Source organism: Streptomyces sp. NPDC089799, from assembly GCF_040684755.1.
Classification (GTDB): domain Bacteria; phylum Actinomycetota; class Actinomycetes; order Streptomycetales; family Streptomycetaceae; genus Streptomyces.
Window position 1 is genome coordinate 233,763 of record NZ_JBFBGR010000004.1, and the last position, 20,636, is coordinate 254,398.

The following is a 20,636-nucleotide window of genomic DNA, read 5'->3' on the forward strand; positions in this document are numbered from 1 at the left end:
GCTGAATATGGATATGCACACTGTCGTGGTGGGGACGTCCGGCACCACTGCCGAGGACGTCATCGCCGTGGCCCGCGGGAACGCGCGGGTCGAGTTGTCCGCAGAGGCCCTCGACGCGCTCGGGCGAGCCCGCGCGATCGTGGACGCTCTGGCCGCCAAGCCCGAGCCCGTCTACGGGGTGTCCACCGGGTTCGGCGCCCTCGCCACCCGGCACATCTCGCATGACCTGCGGGCACAGCTCCAGCGCAACATCGTCCGCTCGCACGCGGCCGGCATGGGTCCGCGGGTCGAGCGCGAGGTGGTCCGCGCCCTGATGTTCCTGCGGCTGAAGACCGTCGCCTCCGGCCACACCGGCGTCCGCCCCGAGGTCGCCCAGACCATGGCCGACGTGCTCAACGCCGGCATCACCCCGGTCGTCCACGAGTACGGCTCCCTGGGCTGCTCCGGCGACCTCGCGCCGCTCTCCCACTGCGCGCTCGCCCTCATGGGCGAGGGTGACGCCGAGGGCCCCGACGGCATCCTCCGCCCGGCCGGCGAGCTGCTCGCCGAGCACGGCATCGCCCCCGTGGAGCTCCGCGAGAAGGAGGGCCTGGCCCTCCTCAACGGCACCGACGGCATGCTCGGCATGCTCTGCATGGCCCTCGCCGACCTCCGCCGCCTCTACACCTCCGCCGACATCACCGCCGCGCTCTCCCTGGAGGCGCTGCTCGGCAGCGACCGGGTGCTCGCCCCCGAGCTGCACGCCATCCGCCCGCACCCCGGGCAGGGCGACTCCGCCGCCAACATGGCCGCCGTACTCAAGGGGTCCGGGCTCACCGGGCACTTCCAGGACGACGAGGCCCCCCGGGTGCAGGACGCCTACTCGGTGCGCTGCGCCCCCCAGGTGGCCGGCGCCGGCCGCGACACCATCGCGCACGCCGCCCTGGTGGCCTCCCGCGAGCTGGCCTCCGCCGTCGACAACCCCGTCGTCCTCCCGGACGGCCGCGTCGAGTCCAACGGCAACTTCCACGGCGCGCCCGTGGCGTACGTCCTGGACTTCCTGGCCATCGCCGCCGCCGACCTCGGCTCCATCGCCGAGCGCCGCACCGACCGGCTGCTGGACAAGAACCGCAACCACGGCCTGCCGCCCTTCCTGGCGGACGACGCCGGCGTGGACTCCGGCCTGATGATCGCCCAGTACACGCAGGCCGCCCTGGTCAGCGAGATGAAGCGGCTGGCCGTCCCGGCCTCCGCCGATTCGATCCCGTCCTCCGCGATGCAGGAGGACCACGTGTCGATGGGCTGGTCCGCCGCCCGCAAGCTGCGCACCGCCATCGACAACCTGACCCGCATCGTCGCCGTGGAGCTGTACGCCGCCACCCGCGCCGTCGAGCTGCGCACCGGGCTGGTCCCGGCACCGGCCTCGCAGGCGGCCGTGGCCGCCGCGCGGGCGGCCGGTGTGGGCGGCCCCGGGCCGGACCGCTTCCTCGCCCCCGACCTGGCCGCCGCCCACGAGTTCGTCCGTACGGGCGCCCTCGTCGCGGCGGTGGAGAGCGTCACCGGGCCGCTGGCCTGACGTCCCCTCCCGACGGCGAAGGGCCGCCCCACCACGGTGGGGCGGCCCTTCGGGCGTTTCCGGGGCGCCGGCGCCCGCGCCCGGCCGGCGGGGGCGCGTACGCAGCCGGCGGGCGCGCGTACGGCGGCTACGGTCGCGCGTACGGCGGCTACCGGCCGCGCGTACGACTCGCCGAGAGGACCACGAAGCCCGCCCCGACGCCCAGACAGGCCACGCCCCCGAAGACGTACGGGGTGGTGTCCGGGCCGCCGGTGTCGGCGAGCGCGAGCCGGGGCGCGGCGGGCTGCGCCCCGGCGGCCCCGGTGGTCCCGGCGGCCGTGCGCACGGCCGTGTTCCCGTTCACCGGGGTGGTGCCGGAGGCGGGCGGGCCGGATTGCTCCGGAGCGGTGGCGTTGGCCGAAGGGACGAACCAGAAGGCGCCGAGGAGGGTGGTCGCCCCGAGGGCGGTGAGCAGCGGTCGACGTGCGGACACGGTTCGATCCCCCTTGTGGCAGCAGCGAATTGGCCGTGTGGGCCGATGCTAATGAAAGGGGCGGGTCGTGGGAAAGTCCGGGCCGTCCGCAGGCTTACTCTCCGTCTCATGGAGACATCAGAGACCATGAGATTCATCCGGCTCCGTGTCGATCTGGTACTGGAAGTACCGGATCCGGATGCACTCACCGGAGCGGCACTGGAGCACATCAAGGCCGACGAGTACATGCCCGACGACGAGCGCTCGCACGCCGAGGCGACCGTCCGCGAGGACGAGGCGGAGGCGCTGGCCTACCTCATCGACCCCACCGACCTGGTCGCGGAGGTCCCCGGAGTGGAGCTCGCGCAGGCGTCCTGGAGCACCGAGCCGGTCGATTACGACCCCGACTCCCTGGAGTGGGACATCGACGAGGAAGATGGGGTCTTCAACGAGGAGGACGACCGCGCCTGACAGTGGGGTGGCCCACATCCGAACGGGATGTGGAACCGATCCCCCCGCCGCTTGCGTTGTCTGTCCCGGGAGGGGGCCGGTGTCCCCTGCCGTGGGACCGAAGCTCAGGTTCCATCCTCGGGGTTCCGGCAACGATGGAGTGAGTGTGAGGACGAACAGCAAGCGGCGGAGAGGCCTGGCGGCCGTATCCGCCCTGCTCGGCGGGGTACTGGTGCTCGCGGGCTGCAACGACGGCGGCAGCGACGGGAAGCCCGCGGGCAATGGCGCGGCGAGCGGGAACTCGCAGGCGGACGTCGACGCCGCCGCGGCCAAGGACACGTCCAAGGCCCGAATAGCCATCACCCCCAAGGACGGCGCCACCAACGTCGGCCTGAACTCCACCACCGTGACGGTCAGTGACGGCAAGCTCACCAAGGTGGAGATGAAGTCCTCCGAGGGCGGCGCCGTCTCCGGCAAGATCTCCGCCGACGGCAAGAGCTGGAAGCCCGAAGCGGCGCTCAAGCGCTCCGCGAAGTACTCCCTCTCGGCGACCGCCACGGACGACGCGGGCCGCGAGGCGCACGAGAACGCCTCCTTCACCACCGTCTCCCCGGAGAACAGCTTCGTCGGCTCGTTCACCCCGGAGGACGGCTCCAAGGTCGGCGTCGGCATGCCGGTCTCGATCACCTTCAACAAGCCGATCAAGGACAAGAAGGCCGTCCAGTCGGCGATCACCGTCAGCTCCAGCAGCGGTCAGGAGGTCGTCGGCCACTGGTTCAGCGCCCAGCGGCTGGACTTCCGCCCCGAGCAGTACTGGCAGGCGAACTCCACCGTCACGCTGAAGATGAAGCTGGAAGGCGTCCAGAGCGCGCCCGGTGTCGTCGGCGTGCAGGACCGCACCGCCACCTTCAAGATCGACCGCAGCCAGGTCTCGGTCGTCGACGCCAAGACCAAGAAGATGACGGTCACCCGGGACGGGCAGGTCGTCAAGACCATCCCGATCTCCGCGGGCGCCCCGGCCAACCCGACGTACAACGGCCAGATGGTGATCTCCGAGAAGTTCAAGGAGACCCGGATGAACGGTGCCACCGTCGGCTTCACGGACGACGACGGCAAGGGCGAGTACGACATCAAGGACGTCCCGCACGCGATGCGGCTGTCCACCTCCGGGACCTTCATCCACGGCAACTACTGGGGCTCGGACTCGGTCTTCGGCAACGTCAACACCAGCCACGGCTGTGTCGGCCTGAACGACGTCAAGGGCGCCGGCGACCCCAACCAGCCGGCCGCGTGGTTCTTCGACAACTCGCTCATCGGCGACGTCGTCACGGTCACCAACTCCCCGGACAAGACCATCAAGCCCGACAACGGTCTGAACGGCTGGAACATGGACTGGGCCGCATGGAAGGCCGGCTCGGCGGTCTGACCCGCTGACCCACCGCACGCCGTCCACCACCGGAATCCCGCGTACGGCGGGGAGCAGCAGGGCCCACCGCCCACCGCTCCCCGCCGTACGCGTTTCCGGCGCCCGGTGCCGCGCACTGGTGCTCCGTACCCGCCGCGCCTATGCTGCCGGGGCTCAACGCAATCCGGACACGCACGACCGAACTTCGAACGCGCACGCCGCCGGCGTGCGCGTGCGCATGTCCGGGCCGTCCGCCGACGCGGCCGGCCCCCGTAGAGCCCGGAGGGTCCTCTTGAGAAGCTCTTCCCGTTCCCGGCCCACTGTCCGCCGCGGCCGGTCGGCCGCCCTGGTCGGCGGCCTCGCCGTCATGCTCGCCCTGGCCGGCGCACCGGCCCACGCGGCCGCCCCCGCCCACGAGGGCGGACCGGCGATCGCCAGGAGCACCGCAGCGGCCGCGATCACCGTCGCCAACCCCGGTACGCAGACCGGTTACCAGTACGACAGCGTCAGCCTGCGGATGACCGCCACCGGCGGGACCACGCCCTACACCTGGTCGGCGGTCAACCTGCCGACGGGCACCCGGATCGACGCCGCCACCGGCACGATCCTCGGCCTCCTGCGCGGCTCCGGGACCCGTACGGTCACCGTGACCGCGACCGACTCGGCCGGCAACTCGGGCAGCACCTCGTTCACCTGGCGCGTGATCCGCGACGCCTGCCCGCGCTGCTGACCGCCCGGAAGGGGTGGCGCGGCGGGCGGGCGGTCCCCTACGGGGCCCGGTCCGCTCGCCGTGCCGCTCCCCGGTCCGGCTGCGCATCCGGCCGTTCCGGCTGCGCACCCGGCCGCTCGGGCTGCTCCCGCGGCCCGTGCCGCTCCGGCCTCGGCTCAGGCCGCCCCGGCTCGGGGACGCCCCAGGAGTTCAGCAGCGCCAGCGCCTCCGCGGACGGCGAGCCGGGCTCCGCGTGGAAGGTCACCAGGGCCTGCTGCGGATTGTCCGGAACCCGGAACGTCTCGAACGACAGCGACATCGGACCCACCAGCGGATGCCGCAGCCGCTTCACCCCGTGCGCCTTGTCCGCGACCGTGTGCGCCGCCCACAACCGCCGGAACTCCTCGTTCTTCACCGACAGCTCGCCCACCAGCGGCGCCAGCTGCGGATCCTCCGGGTGCAGTCCCGCGTACAGCCGCAGATTGCTGACCACCTCGCAGGCCCGGCAGTCCCAGTCCTGGTACAGCGCCGCCGTGGCCTCGTCCAGGAACACCAGCCGGACCAGGTTCCGCTCCGCCGCCGGCATCGCCTCGAAGTCCCCGAACACCGCCCGCGCCGTCCGGTTCCAGCCGATCACGTCCTGCCGCCGGCCCACGATGTACGCCGGTACGCCCTCCATGGCGTCGAGCAGCGTCAGCAGCTCCGGCCGGACCCGCTCCGGCCGGTAGCTCTGCCGGCACATCCGCCCGCGCCCCTTCGGACGGGCCAGGTGCAGCAGGTGCTCCCGCTCCACCTCGTCCAGCCACAGCGCCCGCGCGATGGAGTCCAGCACCTCCACCGAGACGTTCTGCCCGTGGCCCTGCTCCAGCCGCGTGTAGTACGCCACCGACACCCCGGCCAGCTGCGCCAGTTCCTCCCGGCGCAGGCCCGGTACCCGCCGGTGCCGCCCGTGATCGGGCAGGCCCACGTCCTGCGGCCGCAGCCGGGCCCTCCGGGAACGCAGGAACTCGCCCAGTTCGGCTCGCTGATCAAGCTGGTCCATCCCGCCAGTATCACCGCCGGACCGGCCCCGGCCCGGGGCCGATCCTGACCCTGCCGGTGGTAGGTTCGCCGGTCCTAGGCAGAGCAGGGGGCTGGGTGGCCCGCCCCCGCCCCGGCATCGTGGGGTCCGCCGGCACGCCGCCGGCACCGCCGACGGACACGATCCGCCGGCGGACACGACCGGAGGAGTCACCCCATGTACCGGGCCACCGTCACCGAGGCCGCCGCCTACGCCGTCCCCGCCGCCAAGGCCCCGCTGGAGCGGACCACCGTCCCGCTCCGCGCGGTCGGCCCGCAGGACGTCCTCATCGAGATCAGGTACGCCGGCATCTGCCATTCCGACATCCACCAGGCCCGCGACGGCTGGGGCGAGGGCATCTACCCGATGGTGCCGGGCCACGAGATCGCCGGTGTGGTCGCCGAGGTGGGCGAGCGGGTCACGCACTTCGCGGTCGGCGACCGGGTCGGCGTCGGCTGCCTCGTCGACTCCTGCCGCACCTGCGAGTACTGCCTCCGTGGCGAGGAGCAGTTCTGCGCCGAGGGCCCGGTCTTCACGTACAACGCCCGCGGCCGTGACGGCGAGCCGACGTACGGCGGCTACGCCAGCCATGTCGTGGTCGACGAGAACTACGCCGTCCGCATCCCCGACGCCCTGTCCCTGGACGTCGCCGCCCCGCTGCTGTGCGCCGGCATCACCCTGTACTCCCCGCTGAAGCGCGGCCAGGCGGGCCCCGGCAGGAAGGTCGCCGTCGTCGGCCTGGGCGGCCTCGGCCACATGGGCGTCAAGATAGCCAAGGCGCTGGGCGCCGAGGTCACCGTCCTCTCCCAGACCCTGCGCAAGAAGGACGACGGACTGGCCCTGGGCGCGGACCACTTCCACGCGACCTCCGACCCGGCGACCTTCGAGGCCCTGGCCGGCCGCTTCGACCTGGTCGTCTCCACGGTGTCCGCCCCGCTCGACTTCACCGCGTACCTGGGCCTGGTGAAGACCGGCGGCACCCTGGTGAACGTCGGCGCCCCCGAGGAGCCGGTCACCCTCAACCTGTTCTCCGTCATCGGCGGCAACAAGTCCCTCTCCGGCTCCATGATCGGCGGCATCGCGGAGACCCAGGAGATGCTGGACTTCTGCGCGGAGCACGGGCTCGGCGCGGAGATCGAACTGATCCGCGCCGACCAGGTCAACGAGGCGTACGAGCGGGTCGTCGCCGGCGATGTCCGCTACCGCTTCGTCATCGACAACTCCACGATCTAGCCCCGCGGAAGCCGTCACAACGCCTTAACACTCCGTGCATGGACCGGGCCGGACCCGCCGCGCATGATCGGCTCACTGCCCGTCAGGCCGCAGGGCCGCAGGGCCGTCAGTCCCTCAGCCCCCAGTGCACAGGAGTCCGCGATGCCGAGCCGCCGTCACTTCCTCGCCGGATCCGCGGCGGCGGCCGGCCTCGCGGCGCTGCCCGCCCTGCCCGGCACCGCCCCGGCGCGGGCCGCCACCGACACCACCTCCACCACCGCCTCCGGCCCGCCCAACCTCGTCGTCGTCCTCGCCGACGACCTCGGATACGGCGACCTCGGCGCGTACGGCCAGAAGCTCATCGCCACCCCCCGCCTGGACCGGCTCGCCGCCGAGGGGCTGCGCTTCACCGACGCCTACTCCGCGGCCGCCGTCTGCGCACCGTCCCGGGCCTCCCTGCTGACCGGCCTGCACACCGGGCACTCGGCCGTCCGCGCCAACCCCGGCAGCGGCGGCCAGGGCTCCCTCCGGGCCGGTGACACCACCTTCGCGGAGGTGCTCCGCGCCCGCGGCTACCGTACGGGCCTCTTCGGCAAGTGGGGCTTCGGGCCGGAGGCCGCGGACCAGGAGAGCCACCCCAACTCCCGCGGGTTCGAGGAGTTCCACGGCTACATCGACCACTCCCACGCCCACGAGTACTACCCGTCCCGGCTCTGGCACAACGGCGCCACCGAGCCGGTGGCCGCCGGCACCTACGCCCCGGACCTGATCCTCTCCAGGGCCCTCGCCTTCCTCGACGAGCACGCCGGCGGCACCGACCCCTTCCTGCTCCTGCTGACGCCCACCCTCCCGCACGCCCCCTCCGACGTCCCCGACCCCGGCCCGTACGCCTCCCGCTCCTGGAGCGCGCAGAACAAGGGGCACGCCGCCCAGATCACCCGACTCGACCAGCAGGTCGGCACGATCGTGGACCGGCTCACCGCACTCGGCGTCGCCGACTCCACCGTCGTGCTGTTCACCAGCGACAACGGGCCGCACGAGGAAGGCGGCGTCAACCCCGACCTGTTCGACGCCAACGGGCCCCTCCGCGGCTACAAGCGGAACCTCTACGAGGGCGGCATCCGCGTCCCGCTGCTCGCCTGGGCCCCCGGCCGCATCGCCCCCGGGACCACCAGCTCCCGCCCCACCCCGCTCCACGACCTGCTGCCCACCCTCGCCGATCTGGCCGGCGCCCCCGCCCCCGCCGACATCGACGGGCTGTCCGCCCGGCCCGTCCTCGACGGCCGCGCCGACCTCGCCCCCCGGCACGCGCACCTGTACTGGTACCGCGACGAGCAGGGCGTGACCAGCCGTGCCAACGCCCAGGACGGCGGCCGGGCCAAGCAGATCGCCGAGGCCGTCCGCAGGGACGACTGGAAGGCCGTCCGCTTCGCCCCGGCCCGGGACCGCACCGTCCCCGACGCACAGTGGGCCTTCGAGCTGTACGACCTGGCCGCCGACCCGGGCGAGACCCGCGACGTGGCCGCCGCCCACCCCGCCGTGGTCACCTCGCTGACCGCCCTCCTGCGCGCCTCCTGGGCGGACACCCACGCCCGCCGCCCCTGGGGCCTGACCACCACGGCCGACCCGTCGGCGGGCACCGTCACCACCACCCTCGCCAACGGCACCGCCCGGCCCTGGACCGACGCCGCGGTGACGCTCCGCGCCCCGGCCGGCTGGACCGTCACCGCCACCACTCCCGCCGGCGCAGCCTCCCTGGCACCGGGGGCCGCGCTCACCACCACCTGGCGCATCACCCCTCCCGCGACCGCCCTCCCCGGTACCACCCACGCCCTCACGGCGGAGGCCGCCACCGCGCCGTACGCCTTCACCGCGGCCCGCCCGTGGACGGTCCTGCCGGCCCCGCCCACCCGTGACTCCTGGCTCAGCGACCTCCCCCGGGTCTCCGCGGCCAACGGCTGGGGGCCCGTCGAGCTCGACCGTTCCAACGGCCGCAAGCCGGCCGGCGACGGTACCGCCATCGCCTTCGGCGGCCGCACGTACGCCAAGGGCCTGGGCGTGCACGCACCGTCGGAGATCGTCTACCACCTGGGCGCGCGGGCGGACCGCTTCACGGCCCTGGTCGGCATCGACGACTTCTCCACCGCGCAGTCCGCGGCCGGTGCCACCCGGGCCCGGATCGTCGGAGACGGGCGCACCCTGTTCACCAGCGGGGTGCTCACCGGGGCGGGCGGCCCGGCCCGCATCGACCTCGACGTACGCGGCATACGCCTGCTCCACCTCGTGGTCGAGGACGCCAACGGCAACTCGGCCTTCGACCACACCTCCTGGGCCGAGCCCTGGCTGACCGTCCTGCGCGCCTGAGCCGACCGTCCTGCGCGCCGGAACCGGGCCCGGCGGCGGCGCTCGCCACCGGCCCGTTGTCCACCGGCCGGTGGACAACGGGTCCAACCGGCCGGTCCTGTCGGCGGAACGCCCCCGACGGCGAGGCTGAACACCATGAAGAACCTCACCGTACGCATGGCCCGGCACAGTGCCCGGCACCCCTGGCAGGCCATCACCGGATGGCTGCTCTTCGTCGTCCTCTGCCTGGGCGCGGGCATCGCCCTCGGCTCCAACCCGGCCACCTCGGAGGACTTCCGGATCGGCGAGGCCGGCCGGGCCGAGGCCCTCGCGGCCTCCGGCGGGCTCCAGCAGAAGCCCCTCGAACGGGTCATCGTCCAGGCCGCGCCCGGCACCGGCCCGCTCGACCGGGCCGAGGCCGACGCCGCCGCGCGGGAGATCGGCACACGGATGCGGGCGCTCCCCGAGGTCCTGTCGGTGGCCGCCCCGGTCGCCAATGCCGACGGCACCGCCCTGCGCGTCGACGTCACCATGAAGGGCGCCGAGCTCGACGGCAAGAAGCACGTCGACCCGCTGCTCGCGCAGACCGCCGAGGTCCGGGCCGCACACCCCCGGCTGACCGTCGAGGAGGTCGGCAGCCCCTCCATCGGCAAGGGAGTCGACAAGCTCCGCGGCCAGGACCTCTCCCGCACCGAGGTCATCGCCCTGCCCGTCACGCTCATCACCCTGCTGCTGGTCTTCGGCTCCCTGATGATGGCCGTCGTACCGCTGCTGCTGGCGCTCTCCTCGATCGTCGCCGCCGTCGGCCTGTCGATGCTCGCCTCGCACGTCTTCCCCGACGCGGGCGTCGGCACCAACGTCATCCTGCTGATCGGCCTGGCCGTCGGTGTGGACTACACGCTCTTCTACCTCAAGCGGGAACGCGAGGAACGGGCCCGGGCCGGCGGCCGCCTGACCACCGGCGCGATCGTGGAACTGGCCGCGGCCACCTCGGGCCGGGCCGTGGTCGTCTCCGGGCTGGCCGTGGCCGTCTCCAGCGCCACCCTGTACCTCGCCGACGACGTCATCTTCTCCTCCATCGCCACCGGCGCCGTCGTCGTCACCCTGGTCGCCGTCCTCAGCTCGCTGACCGTGCTGCCCGCGGTGCTCGCCAAGCTCGGCGAGCGCGCCGAACGCCGTACGGCCCGCCGGGAGGCCCGTGCCGCGGCCCGCGCCGCCGCCGGCAAGCCCGTACGACGCACCCTGCGCGGCCGGCGTGCCCCGCGCACCGGCGGCGGCCGGATCACCGCCGCCGTGCTCCGCCCGGTCGCCAAGCACCCCGCCGCCACCCTCGCCGTCTCCGGTCTCGCCCTCGTCGCACTCGCCCTGCCCGTCCTGAACATCAACATCACCGAGATGAGCCGCGAGACGCACTCCCGCGCCATCCCGGCCATGAAGACCTACGACCGGCTGATGGCCGCCTACCCCGAGCTGAAGGCCATGCACCAGGTCGTCGTACGCTCCGACGCCGAGCGGGCCGAGGAGGTCGCCGGGGCCCTGCGCACCCTCGCCGACCGGGCCGCCGCCGAGGACCCGGCGATCGGCGGCACGCCCGTCCTGCGGGTCTCCGCGGACCGTCGCGTCACCCTCCTGGAGATGGCCGTACCGCACTCGGTGAGCAGCCCCCGGGCCCATGACTCCCTGGAGCGCCTCCGCACCGACTTCGTCCCCGACACCGTCGGCCGGATCGCCGGCACCGAGGTCGCCGTCACCGGCGAGGTCGCCCGGTACGCCGACTACCCCGCCCACCAGAAGCGCAAGCTGCCGCTCATCGTCGGGGCACTGCTGCTGGTCACCTTCGCCATGACCGTGTGGGCGTTCCGGTCCGTGGTCCTCGGCCTCGTCGGCATCGTGCTGAACTTGCTGTCCGCCTTCGCCTCGCTGGGCCTGCTGGTCCTGGTCTTCCAGAACGAATGGGCCGAGGGGCTCCTCGCCTTCGAGTCCACCGGATCGATCGGCTCGCGCGTCCCGCTGTTCCTCTTCGTGATCCTCTTCGGGCTCTCCATGGACTACCAGGTGTTCGTGATCAGCCGGATCCGGGAAGCCCGCCTGGCCGGCACCCCCACCCGGCAGGCCGTCATCGAGGGCCTGTCCTCCTCCGCCGGAGTGGTCACCAGCGCGGCCCTGGTGATGGTCACGGTGTTCGCGAGCTTCGCCGCCCTGCACCTGATCGAGATGAAGCAGATCGGCTTCAGCCTCGCCGTCGCGGTCCTGCTGGACGCCTTCGTGATCCGCGTGCTGGTCCTGCCCTCCCTGATGCTGCTGCTCGGCGAGGCCAACTGGTGGCCCGCACGCGGAAGGCTCCGTACCGCCCGCCCCGGGCCGACGGACCGTCAGCCGGTCTCCGTAGGCTGACCGCAGGGCGCCGGGCGCAGGGACCGGGCACACGGACCGAGCGCACCGGACCGAGCACAGGGGGCTGATCGCATGACCGACCGCCGAGCGGGCTTCAGGGACCTCCACCGCTGGTACACCGCCGCCTGGCTGCTGCTGGGCCTGGTCCCCTCGGCCATCGCCACCGGGGACGACTCGGGCCCGGCGAAGGCGGCCTCCCTGGTCCTGGTGGGCGCCGCCTTCGCCTACGCGGCCGTCCACCGCGCCCGCGACCACTCCCTCGCCTACCTGTGGGTGCTGGCCCTCGGGCTCGGTGTGATGGCGGCCCTCCCCGGGGGCGGTGCGGCCCTCTTCGTCGCCGCCCTCCCGCAGTTCTGGTTCCAGACCCGCGGCCCCCGGACCGCCCTGCTCCTCGGCGGCTGCGCCGCCGCGGCCACCGCGGCCGGCAGCCTCTGGATCGACTCGCCGGGGAACGCCGCCGCCGCCCTCGCCGGCTACCTGGTGTCCGTCGCGGCCGGCCTCCTCCTTTCCCGCCTGCTCTCGGACACCGAAGCCCGCGCCACCGCCCTGGCGGCCGAACTCACTCTCACTCAGGACCAGTTGGCCGAGGCGCACCGCCGCCAGGGGGCCGCCGACGAAAGGGAACGGATGGCACGGGAGATCCACGACACCCTCGCCCAGGGCTTCGCCTCCATCATCGTCCTGGCCGAAGCGGCCCGGACCGGCCTGGGCGACGACCCGGAGCGCACGGCACGCCAGCTCCGTTCCATCGAGCAGACCGCCCGCGAGAACTTCGCCGAGGCCCGGTCCCTGGTCGGCGCCACCCCGCACGGCGGCCTGACCCCCGGCTCCGTGGTCCCCACGCTCCGCCGCACCCTGGAGCGCTTCGCCCAGGACACCGGGATCACGGTGGACGCCGACCTCCCCGAGGACGTCGACTGCGACCAGCAGACCCGGATCGCACTCCTCCGCTGCACCCAGGAATCCCTGGCCAACGTACGCAAACACGCCGACGCGAGCACGGTCCTGGTGGTCCTCACCCAGCACCCGCACGCCATCGAACTCGAAATCACCGACGACGGGCGGGGCTTCGTGGTCGCCGAATCCCACGGCTTCGGCCTGGACGGCATGCGCAAACGCCTCGCCGAGCTCGACGGCGACCTGACGGTGACCAGCTCGGTCGGCGACGGCACCCGCATCCTGGCCACCCTCCACACGACGGGAACTCCCCACCATGCCTGACACCACGGACCGCACGGCCGGCCCCATCCGCGTGGTGGTCGTCGACGACCACACGGTCATGCGGGCGGGGGTCATCTCCCTCCTGGCCCCCGTCCCGGACATCGAGGTCGTGGGCGAGGCCGCCGACGGCCGCGAAGCGGTGGAACTCGTCGGGAGCATGTCCCCGGCACCGGACGTCGCCCTGGTCGATCTCCGCATGCCGGTCATGGACGGGGTCGCCGCCACCACCGCGATCACCGCCGGCCCGGCCCCCACCCGGGTGCTCATCCTCACCACGTACGACACCGACGTGGAGATCGAACGGGCCGTCGAGGCGGGCGCGATCGGCTACCTCCTGAAGGACACCACCGCAGACCGGCTCGCCGAGGCAGTCCGCTCCGCCGCCCGAGGCGAAACCGTCCTCGCCCCCCGCGTCGCCGAACGCCTGGTCGCCCGCATGCGCCGCCCCGCCCCGGTCGTCCTGACCGCCCGCGAACAGGACGTCCTGAACGCCGTGGCCGACGGCCTCTCCAACGCCGACATCGGCAAACGCCTCGTCATCGCCGAAGCCACGGTGAAGACCCACCTCCTCCGCGTCTTCGCCAAACTGGACGTCAGCGACCGCACCCACGCCGTCGTCACAGCCCTGGCCCAGGGCCTCCTGTCGAACCGCGACCGGCTCGACTAGATGATGCGCGAACCCAGCGCGGGACGGAAACGAGGGTGCGTCGGGGTGCAGGCGGCGGCTACAACGGCGGGGTGACCGTTTTTCTGTGTGCCAAGTGCGGTGCCGGCCTCACCCCGGACCTGATGCGACTGCCTGCCGTTCCACCGGTGCCCGACCTTCAGGAACGGGACAGGGAGACTCGCATGGCAGCGGCCACGTTGCCGCAGGGGCACTACGCGATCGAGACCGAACCCTGGGGCGCTCCGTACGTGCCGCATCCGGACCAGGGGTACACGGGGCCCCGGCAGCCGCGCGGGCACTGGACGGTTGACCAAGGGGTGACCGTGCTCTCGGCCGGGCCGCGTGGCAACATCGTGATCCACCCTGAGGACGCTCCCGCCCTCCGGCCGTTGCCGGACTGGGAGAACAGTGGTGGATGCTGTGGTCCGTCCGGAGACAGCGGACTCAACCGTGCCTGCCCCTGCGGCGCCCGGGTGGCCACGCTGGCCGCCGACTGCTTCGGCCCGTACGAACTCCACCTGGACGCGAAGCGCGTCCACGGCCACGAGCTGTCGTGATCAGTACCCCGAGGCGTGCGCGGACAGCCAGGCGGAGTGGCGGTCGCGCAGGCGGTCGCGCTCCTCGGGGGTGGGGAGGATGACGTCGGCGCCGCCGTCGTAGGGGTGGTGGATGCGGGTGAACCCGGGATCCGTGACGAAGACTCCGGGCAGGGTGTCGTCCGCGACGGCGCGCAGCAGTCGGTCGAGGCAGCCGGGCCGCCAGGGGCGGCGGTCGGCGTGGAAGTACCAGCGCGTGTGGAATGCCGGGTCCGGGTCGTCGGTGACGTCCAGGGTGGTCCACAGGGTGCCCTCCGGGTGGAGGGCGGCCCGGTGGGCCGACCACTGCGTCGGTTCGGACGGGTCGGCCCAGTCGGTGGTCACCACGTACACCTCGCCGCCCCCGAAGAGCTCGTCGAGAACCGTGTTGTAGCGGCCGAGGAGGACGGCGTACTCCGTTTCGTCCTCCGCGTAGCGCTTCGACTCCGGCAGGCTGTGGAAGCGCACCCAGCTGTCGGCGTACGCCGTCTTCAGCTCCCAGGGCAGCACCGGACCGGCAGGCGTCCGGTCCTGCCAGAGCCGGGTCAGCCGCGCGTGTGCGGGATCGGTGAGCGGGGCGGTCACTGCCCGGGCGCCGGGGCCACGCCGATGGGGCAGCTCACGCCCGTGCCGCCGATGCCGCAGTAGCCGGCGGGGTTCTTGTCGAGGTACTGCTGGTGGTACTCCTCGCCGTTCCAGAAGGGGCGTTCGGCGGCGGGGAGGACCGCGGTGGTGATCTGCCCGTAGCCGGAGGAGGTCAGGACCTGCTGGTAGGCGGCGCGGGACGCCTCGGCCGTGGCCTGGTGGGCCTCGGAGTGGGTGTAGACCGCCGAGCGGTACTGGGTGCCGACGTCATTGCCCTGGCGGAAGCCCTGGGTGGGGTCGTGGGCCTCCCAGAAGACCTTCAGGAGGGTTTCGTAGGAGACCCGGGAAGGATCGAAGACCACACGGACGACCTCGGTGTGGCCGGTGCGGCCCGAGCAGACCTCCTCGTACGTGGGGTTCTCCGTGTAGCCGCCCTGGTAGCCGACCAGCGTGGTCCACACGCCGGGGGTCTGCCAGAACTTGCGCTCCGCGCCCCAGAAACAGCCCAGGCCGAAGTCCCCGACCTCCAGGCCCTCCGGGTAGGGCCCGGCCAGGGGGTTGCCGAGGACGGTGTGGCGGGCGGGCAGGGTGAAGAGGGGCTCCGGGCGGCCCTTGATGGCCTGCTCGGGCGTGGGGAGCTCGGGCGTACGGCGGTACGTGAACATGGGGCCTCCTTGTGTACCCCGACAACGCCGGAGGGGGGCCCGGGATTCCCCCACCACCGCCCTCATCGCCGAAGGCCCGGCCCGGAGCCGTCCGTCAGGGTGCCGTCACGGGCCCGGTGCCGCCCGGCGCACGCTGTAGTCGCGCAGCTCCTGGTACTGCCGCTTCGGCTCGGTCGTGTACGTCCACGGGGCGGCGCCGATGTACCCGTCGACCGCCCGGAACTGCTCGACCGCCGCCGGGTACCGGTCCTGCCAGTACAGGACCCAGGCGAGCATGTGCCGCAGCAGGACCGTGCGCGGGTCGTCCGGGTCGGCCGCCCCGGCGTCGGTGAGGGCCGCGTCCGCCGCCTCGACGACCTCCGGCCGTTTGTAGTACTCGTTCCGGTCGAGCCCGCCGTCCGAAATCTCGTGCTCGAAGAACGCCTGGAGGGGGAGGAGGGACAGCAGGTCCCCGGGGGCACCCGCGGCCGCCGACCGCCGGGCGAAGGACTCGGCCAGCTCATGGGAGCCGCACCATTTGGCGCACCAGTACTGGAGGGCGCCGGTGTGCGCCGCCAGCAGCTTCGGGGCGCGCCCGACGATCTCCGCCCACAGGGCCTCGTACCGCCGGTGCGAGTAGGCCAGTGCCATGGCGACCGGCTGTTCCAGCACGTACGGGACCGGGTCCGCGGGGTCCGCGACCCGCTGGGCCTCGTGCACCAGTTCCTGGGCCTTGCGCAGCAGCTCGACGAAGACCTGGAACTGTTCCCGGGTGGTGTCCCGGGCGCTCTTGGAGCCGCGCACCTCCCAGGCGAGCATCACGGCGGCATCGGCGTCCACGGCCGCGCCCGTGGGGTCCTCGGGCCGGGCGGTCCGCCAGGCCACCAGCCAGCCGTCGTCGTCGACGGCCATCCGCCCCACCCGGCCGATCCGCCGGCGCCGCTCGTCCCAGTCGGTGCCGGCCGCCTCGATCCAGGCCGCGCCGGTCTCCCAGTCACCGGAGCGGACCGCGTCGAGCACGGCGGTCACCTCGGCCGGTACCGGGGCGCGTTCCCCGGTGTCGAGCGCCTCGCGGGGGACGTAGCCGAGGGCGACGACCGCGGTGGCGGCCTTCTCCCGGCCGCGGGGGGTGCCCACCAGTACGCCGATGGCCTTGCGCCGCCGCTGCAGCGCCCGGCCCAGCCGGTACAGGAGGACGAGCAGTGCGATGCCCGCGACGATGCTCACGGCGCGGTCACCAGCTTCCGGAGGAGGGACGTGTCGGGGCGGTCGGCGACCGCCGCGTCCAGGGCGAGGGCGAGCTGGTCGGCGAAGCCGTCCGCCGGGTAGCGGACCGAGGCCGAGTCGGACCAGGAGAGCTGCCAGCGGGCGGTGCCGCGGGCCGTCAGCTCGATGGTGACCAGCTGGTTCAGGGCGCGCCGGACGGCCGGGCGGGCGAACGCGCGGGCGGCGCGGCCGGTGGCCGCCGCGGCCTCCTCCGACTTCGGGAAGTGCTCGGCGATCCGCCACAGCACGGCCGGGTCGGCGTCGATCGCGTCCAGCAGGGACGACAGGGTGCCGTCGGTGCCTTCGGAGGTCAGGGCGCCGCGGATGTCCTCCGCGCCCTGGGCGACGTACTGGCTCATGCTGCTGTGGACCAGGTCCTCCCAGTCCATGCGGGGCATCGCCAGGGCCTCGGGGGTGAGCACCTCCCGCTCCAGCGCGGCGAACGAGGCGGCCGGGTCGGTCAGCAGCCCCAGCGCCGGGCGCCCGGAGCGGGCGGGCATTCCGTCGTCGGGGAGGGCCTCGACACGGGCGACGCGCTCGGCGAGCGGCGGGTGAGAGTCGTACGGGGAGGACGGCTCGGTCGGGAGGTCCGCGCGCAGCCCTTCGAGGTCCTCGGTGTGGGCGGCGAGGAGCTCGGCGAAGCCGCCGAAGAACTGGCCGTGCCGGGGCAGGAGTCCGGCGCCCACGCCGAGGGTGGCGTAGGAGCTCATGTAGAAGTCGTGGGCGGGGGTGAGCACGTTGAGCTCGCGCAGCGCGGCGGCGTGGGCGTCGCGGCCGCAGATGCGGGCGGCGGCGAGGTCGGCGGCGAACTCCTGGCGGCGGGCGGCGGACAGTGTGGCCCGCAGGTAGAAGTTGCCGTAGCCGGTGTAGATCTTCGCCATGGCGCGGTAGGTGACGCCGACACCGGTGGTGTCGACCGCCTTGGCCTTCCGGCCCTTGGCGAGCCGCTTCTCGGCGGCCTTCTCCTGCTTGGCGGTCTCCTTGGCGACCTTGGTGTCGGCGCGCTCCAGGAAGTGGCCGATGGTGCGGACCAGCTGGGTCCGGCCGCGCACGATGAGCGGCATCATCCGGGTGTCGGAGTTGCTGTAGTGGCCGAGTTCGTGGCCGAGGACGGCGCGCAGCTGGGTCTCGTCGAGGCCGGTCATCAGGGGGAGGCCGAGGAGGAGGGTGCGCTTGCCGCCGCGCAGGCCGAGCATCCGGGCCTCCTCGCGGACGGCCGCGTTGACCTCGTCGACCAGCACGATCTCGTCGGGGGCGCGGGTGCCGACCCCGTCGGCGATGTCGCGTACGGCGGCCCAGAGGCGGGGTTCCTGCGCGTCGGTGACGCGGACACCGGGCGCCGGCTCCGGCGCGGGGGTGCGCAGCATGGTCATGCCGCGGAGGATCGGGACGGCGAGGACCACCGACACGATGACGATCTTCGCGGCGAGCGGTCCGGCGTCGGTCCGCGTGATCAGGGCCCAGTCCAGGCCGGCCAGGACGGCGATCAGGACGAGGCCGAGCAGGTAGAAGCCGGCGAGAAGTACGAGAGCGCGCAAGGCGCGCAGATATGCGCCCATTCGGACGGGTCCCCCCACGGGATGGTGCTGATGCGAAGCCTGCTGAAGTACGCAGGGTGTGACGAGTGGGGGGACCCGGAGGTTGTACTGCCGGGTAGGTCAATGCGGCAGCGTCGCCGGGGACCCGCCGTTGGCCTCGTACCCGCCGACCGCCAGGGCGCGGAACACCGCGTACATGTGCGCCGGGTCGGCATCGTGCGACCAGGGCAGCGCGCCCACGTAGCCGTCCACGTGGCCGACCTGCTCGATCGCCTCCGTCCAGCGCTCGCCGTTGACGAGGAAGAACACCAGCAGGTGCCGGACGTGCGGCAGCATCGGGTCGTCCGCGCGGGCGCCCCGCACCGCGTACATGGCGCCCTCCACGGCACGGCTGACCACCGCGGTCCCGAAGAAGTCCTGTACGAGCGCCATGTCGGGCAGGTGCTCGTACAGCGCGAACAGCGGCAGTGCCGCGAGCAGGGAGCCCTGCGGGGCACGGGCGGCCGCGGCCTGCGCGAAGGCGTCGGCCTGTTCGCGGGAGCCGTGCCACTTCGCGCACAGGTAGTGCAGGGCCGCGATGTGCGCGCCCATGTGCGCCGGCGCCCGGTCGATCACCTTCGCCCACAGCACGTCGAACTCGGCGGGCGGGTACGCCAGTCCGCGCGCGACCGCCAGCTCCGTGATGTACGGGACGGGGTCGTCGGGGGCCAGTGCCGCGGCCTTGGCGCACGCCTCGCGGGCTTCCTCCAGGATGATCCGGTGGTCGGTGGAGCCGACCCCGCCGGACTGCCGCCAGGCCTGCTGCACCAGGAACTCGGCGTGCACCTGGGCGCCGCCCGGGTCCTCCTCCGCCTCCAGCCGCCACGCCTTCAGCCAGCGCGCCCCGCTGCCCGGCTGCTGCGCCAGTTCCAGGGCGGCCGCGCCCGCGAACGCCTGCACCCGCTGCCAGCGCTGCTCGCCCTCCGCGGGGGTGCCGGCCAGCAGCCGGGAGGCGGCCTTCCACTGCTGGGTGCCCTGGACCACCGCGAGGGCGTCCATCAGGTCCTCGTCGGGTCCGGGAACCCGGATGTCGAGCTGTTCCTGCCGGACGAAGCCGTAGTCCGCGGGGTCCGCCGCGTCCGGGCTGCCGGGCGCGACGAGCTGCGGCCCGACACCGCCGCGGCGGCGCCGTATCCACGCCCTGACGATGACCAGCAGCAGGGCGGCCGTCATCAGGAACCAGAGAATCTCCATGCCTCCAGCGAACCAGACGGACCGGCCCGGAGGCGAATAGGCTCTGCTGCATGAGCCACGACAGCCACGACGGCCACCACAGCCACGAGCACCAGAGCTTCGAGACCCGCGCCATCCATGCGGGCAACACGGCCGACCCGCTGACCGGCGCGGTCGTGCCCCCCATCTACCAGGTGTCGACCTACAAGCAGGACGGCGTCGGCGGCCTCCGCGGGGGCTACGAGTACAGCCGCAGCGCCAACCCGACCCGGACCGCGCTGGAGGAGAACCTCGCCGCGCTCGAAGGCGGCCGCCGCGGTCTGGCCTTCGCCTCCGGCCTGGCGGCCGAGGACTGCCTGCTGCGCACCCTGCTCTCCCCGGGCGACCACGTGGTCATCCCGAACGACGCCTACGGCGGCACGTTCCGCCTGTTCGCGAAGGTGGTCTCGCGCTGGGGCGTGGAGTGGTCGGTGGCCGACACCTCCGACCCGGCGTCGGTGCGGGCCGCACTGACCCCCAAGACCAAGGTCATCTGGGTGGAGACCCCCTCCAACCCGCTGCTCGGCATCACCGACATCGCGGTGGTCGCGGACATCGCGCGGACCGCGGGCGCCAAGCTGGTCGTGGACAACACCTTCGCCTCGCCCTACCTGCAGCAGCCCCTCGCGCTGGGCGCGGACGTGGTCGTGCACTCGCTGACCAAGTACATGGGCGGCCACTCGGACGTGGTGGGCGGAGCACTCGTCACCGCCGACGCGGCGCTCGGCGAGGAACTGGCGTACCACCAGAACGCGATGGGTGCGGTGGCCGGCCCGTTCGACTCGTGGATCGTGCTGCGCGGCATCAAGACGCTGGCCGTCCGCATGGACCGGCACAGCGAGAACGCGACGCGCGTCGCCGAGATGCTGACCGGGCACCCGAAGGTCACCAAGGTCCTCTACCCGGGTCTGCCCGAGCACCCGGGCCACGAGGTCGCCGCCAAGCAGATGCGTTCCTTCGGCGGCATGGTGTCCTTCCAGGTCGCGGGCGGCGAGGAGGCGGCGGTCGAGGTCTGCAACCGCGCGAAGCTGTTCACCCTGGGCGAGTCCCTCGGCGGCGTCGAGTCGCTGATCGAGCACCCCGGCCGGATGACGCACGCCTCGGTGGCCGGTTCGGCCCTGGAGGTGCCGTCCGACCTGGTCCGTCTCTCGGTGGGCATCGAGGCCGTGGACGACCTGCTCGCGGACCTCTCCCAGGCCCTGGGCTGACGCGTTCCGCGGTCCCGTACGGCACCACCCGTGCCGTACGGGACCGCGCAGGCTCGTACGCCGTGCCGTACGCGGTACGTGGTACGCCGTGAGTCGTGCCCG

At 73.3% G+C, this 20,636-nt stretch carries 18 protein-coding genes; 11 read left to right on the forward strand and 7 right to left on the reverse strand.

Annotated elements, in window-relative coordinates:
- Positions 1-13 precede the first annotated feature (13 nt).
- Positions 14-1,555 (forward strand): histidine ammonia-lyase, encoded by a 1,542-nt coding sequence (gene hutH / locus AB0O36_RS05595; protein ID WP_365104698.1) that lies wholly within the window; start codon positions 14-16, stop codon positions 1,553-1,555.
- A gap of 148 nt (positions 1,556-1,703) precedes the next feature.
- On the opposite strand, the gene AB0O36_RS05600 is transcribed toward hutH, so the two are convergent.
- A complete protein-coding gene (locus tag AB0O36_RS05600; RefSeq protein ID WP_365104423.1) occupies positions 1,704-2,027 on the reverse strand; it encodes a hypothetical protein in 324 nt (107 codons plus the stop codon).
- 108 nt (positions 2,028-2,135) lie between these two features.
- Between AB0O36_RS05600 and AB0O36_RS05605 the strand changes: the two genes are divergently transcribed.
- From AB0O36_RS05605 to AB0O36_RS05615, 3 genes are all read left to right on the forward strand, one after another.
- Entirely contained in the window at positions 2,136-2,477 is a 342-nt protein-coding gene (locus AB0O36_RS05605) for a hypothetical protein (RefSeq protein WP_365104426.1), read from the forward strand.
- A gap of 145 nt (positions 2,478-2,622) precedes the next feature.
- A complete protein-coding gene (locus tag AB0O36_RS05610) occupies positions 2,623-3,882 on the forward strand; it encodes an Ig-like domain-containing protein (RefSeq protein WP_365104429.1) in 1,260 nt (419 codons plus the stop codon).
- 271 nt (positions 3,883-4,153) lie between these two features.
- On the forward strand, positions 4,154-4,591 hold the full coding sequence (locus tag AB0O36_RS05615) for an Ig domain-containing protein (RefSeq protein ID WP_365104432.1): 438 nt from the start codon (positions 4,154-4,156) through the stop codon (positions 4,589-4,591).
- Positions 4,592-4,628: 37 nt separating this feature from the next.
- On the opposite strand, the gene AB0O36_RS05620 is transcribed toward AB0O36_RS05615, so the two are convergent.
- Entirely contained in the window at positions 4,629-5,612 is a 984-nt protein-coding gene (locus AB0O36_RS05620) for a helix-turn-helix transcriptional regulator (protein ID WP_365104435.1), read from the reverse strand.
- 195 nt (positions 5,613-5,807) lie between these two features.
- Here AB0O36_RS05620 and AB0O36_RS05625 point away from each other — a divergent pair, with 195 nt between their 5' ends.
- From AB0O36_RS05625 to AB0O36_RS05650, 6 genes are all read left to right on the forward strand, one after another.
- Positions 5,808-6,863 (forward strand): NAD(P)-dependent alcohol dehydrogenase, encoded by a 1,056-nt coding sequence (locus AB0O36_RS05625; protein ID WP_365104438.1) that lies wholly within the window; start codon positions 5,808-5,810, stop codon positions 6,861-6,863.
- A 141-nt stretch (positions 6,864-7,004) separates the two neighbouring features.
- On the forward strand, positions 7,005-9,206 hold the full coding sequence (locus AB0O36_RS05630; RefSeq protein WP_365104440.1) for a sulfatase-like hydrolase/transferase: 2,202 nt from the start codon (positions 7,005-7,007) through the stop codon (positions 9,204-9,206).
- A gap of 135 nt (positions 9,207-9,341) precedes the next feature.
- Entirely contained in the window at positions 9,342-11,579 is a 2,238-nt protein-coding gene (locus tag AB0O36_RS05635; RefSeq protein ID WP_365104442.1) for an MMPL family transporter, read from the forward strand.
- Between the two features lie 72 nt (positions 11,580-11,651).
- Positions 11,652-12,800, forward strand: a complete 1,149-nt coding sequence (locus AB0O36_RS05640) for a sensor histidine kinase (protein ID WP_365104445.1) — start codon at positions 11,652-11,654, stop codon at positions 12,798-12,800.
- Positions 12,793-13,467 (forward strand): response regulator transcription factor, encoded by a 675-nt coding sequence (locus tag AB0O36_RS05645; protein WP_365104448.1) that lies wholly within the window; start codon positions 12,793-12,795, stop codon positions 13,465-13,467. Before AB0O36_RS05640 ends, AB0O36_RS05645 begins: the two co-directional genes overlap by 8 nt.
- A gap of 182 nt (positions 13,468-13,649) precedes the next feature.
- A complete protein-coding gene (locus AB0O36_RS05650) occupies positions 13,650-14,024 on the forward strand; it encodes a hypothetical protein (protein ID WP_365104451.1) in 375 nt (124 codons plus the stop codon).
- On the opposite strand, the gene AB0O36_RS05655 is transcribed toward AB0O36_RS05650, so the two are convergent.
- The 5 genes from AB0O36_RS05655 to AB0O36_RS05675 all read right to left on the reverse strand — a co-directional run bounded on the left by AB0O36_RS05655 (position 14,025) and on the right by AB0O36_RS05675 (position 19,308).
- Positions 14,025-14,627: a hypothetical protein gene (locus AB0O36_RS05655; protein ID WP_365104454.1), complete on the reverse strand. Its 603-nt coding sequence runs from the start codon at positions 14,625-14,627 to the stop codon at positions 14,025-14,027.
- Positions 14,624-15,292, reverse strand: a complete 669-nt coding sequence (msrA, locus tag AB0O36_RS05660; protein WP_365104457.1) for a peptide-methionine (S)-S-oxide reductase MsrA — start codon at positions 15,290-15,292, stop codon at positions 14,624-14,626. The genes AB0O36_RS05655 and msrA overlap by 4 nt, the downstream gene beginning before the upstream one ends.
- Positions 15,293-15,397: 105 nt before the next feature.
- Positions 15,398-16,498, reverse strand: coding sequence for a hypothetical protein (locus AB0O36_RS05665; protein ID WP_365104460.1), 1,101 nt, complete (start codon positions 16,496-16,498; stop codon positions 15,398-15,400).
- The gene (locus tag AB0O36_RS05670; RefSeq protein WP_365104463.1) at positions 16,495-18,096 is read right to left on the reverse strand and encodes a M48 family metalloprotease; all 1,602 of its coding nucleotides are present in this window, start codon (positions 18,094-18,096) and stop codon (positions 16,495-16,497) included. Before AB0O36_RS05670 ends, AB0O36_RS05665 begins: the two co-directional genes overlap by 4 nt.
- 99 nt (positions 18,097-18,195) lie before the next feature.
- Positions 18,196-19,308 (reverse strand): hypothetical protein, encoded by a 1,113-nt coding sequence (locus AB0O36_RS05675; RefSeq protein ID WP_365104466.1) that lies wholly within the window; start codon positions 19,306-19,308, stop codon positions 18,196-18,198.
- Positions 19,309-19,358: 50 nt separating this feature from the next.
- Between AB0O36_RS05675 and AB0O36_RS05680 the strand changes: the two genes are divergently transcribed.
- Positions 19,359-20,534, forward strand: a complete 1,176-nt coding sequence (locus AB0O36_RS05680) for a cystathionine gamma-synthase (protein WP_365104469.1) — start codon at positions 19,359-19,361, stop codon at positions 20,532-20,534.
- The last annotated feature ends 102 nt before the right edge of the window (positions 20,535-20,636 follow it).

Excerpts from the sequence above, each read along its gene's own strand:
- AB0O36_RS05620 (WP_365104435.1), bottom strand. The coding sequence starts at position 5,612 with ATGGACCAGCTTGATCAGCGAGCCGAACTGGGCGAGTTCCTGCGTTCC.
- AB0O36_RS05630 (WP_365104440.1), top strand. The coding sequence starts at position 7,005 with ATGCCGAGCCGCCGTCACTTCCTCGCCGGATCCGCGGCGGCGGCCGGC.
- AB0O36_RS05635 (WP_365104442.1), top strand. The coding sequence starts at position 9,342 with ATGAAGAACCTCACCGTACGCATGGCCCGGCACAGTGCCCGGCACCCC.
- AB0O36_RS05675 (WP_365104466.1), bottom strand. The coding sequence starts at position 19,308 with ATGGAGATTCTCTGGTTCCTGATGACGGCCGCCCTGCTGCTGGTCATC.
- hutH (WP_365104698.1), top strand. The coding sequence starts at position 14 with ATGCACACTGTCGTGGTGGGGACGTCCGGCACCACTGCCGAGGACGTC.
- AB0O36_RS05670 (WP_365104463.1), bottom strand. The coding sequence starts at position 18,096 with ATGGGCGCATATCTGCGCGCCTTGCGCGCTCTCGTACTTCTCGCCGGC.
- AB0O36_RS05625 (WP_365104438.1), top strand. The coding sequence starts at position 5,808 with ATGTACCGGGCCACCGTCACCGAGGCCGCCGCCTACGCCGTCCCCGCC.
- msrA (WP_365104457.1), bottom strand. The coding sequence starts at position 15,292 with ATGTTCACGTACCGCCGTACGCCCGAGCTCCCCACGCCCGAGCAGGCC.
- AB0O36_RS05650 (WP_365104451.1), top strand. The coding sequence starts at position 13,650 with ATGGCAGCGGCCACGTTGCCGCAGGGGCACTACGCGATCGAGACCGAA.
- AB0O36_RS05645 (WP_365104448.1), top strand. The coding sequence starts at position 12,793 with ATGCCTGACACCACGGACCGCACGGCCGGCCCCATCCGCGTGGTGGTC.
- AB0O36_RS05605 (WP_365104426.1), top strand. The coding sequence starts at position 2,136 with ATGGAGACATCAGAGACCATGAGATTCATCCGGCTCCGTGTCGATCTG.
- AB0O36_RS05680 (WP_365104469.1), top strand. The coding sequence starts at position 19,359 with ATGAGCCACGACAGCCACGACGGCCACCACAGCCACGAGCACCAGAGC.
- AB0O36_RS05640 (WP_365104445.1), top strand. The coding sequence starts at position 11,652 with ATGACCGACCGCCGAGCGGGCTTCAGGGACCTCCACCGCTGGTACACC.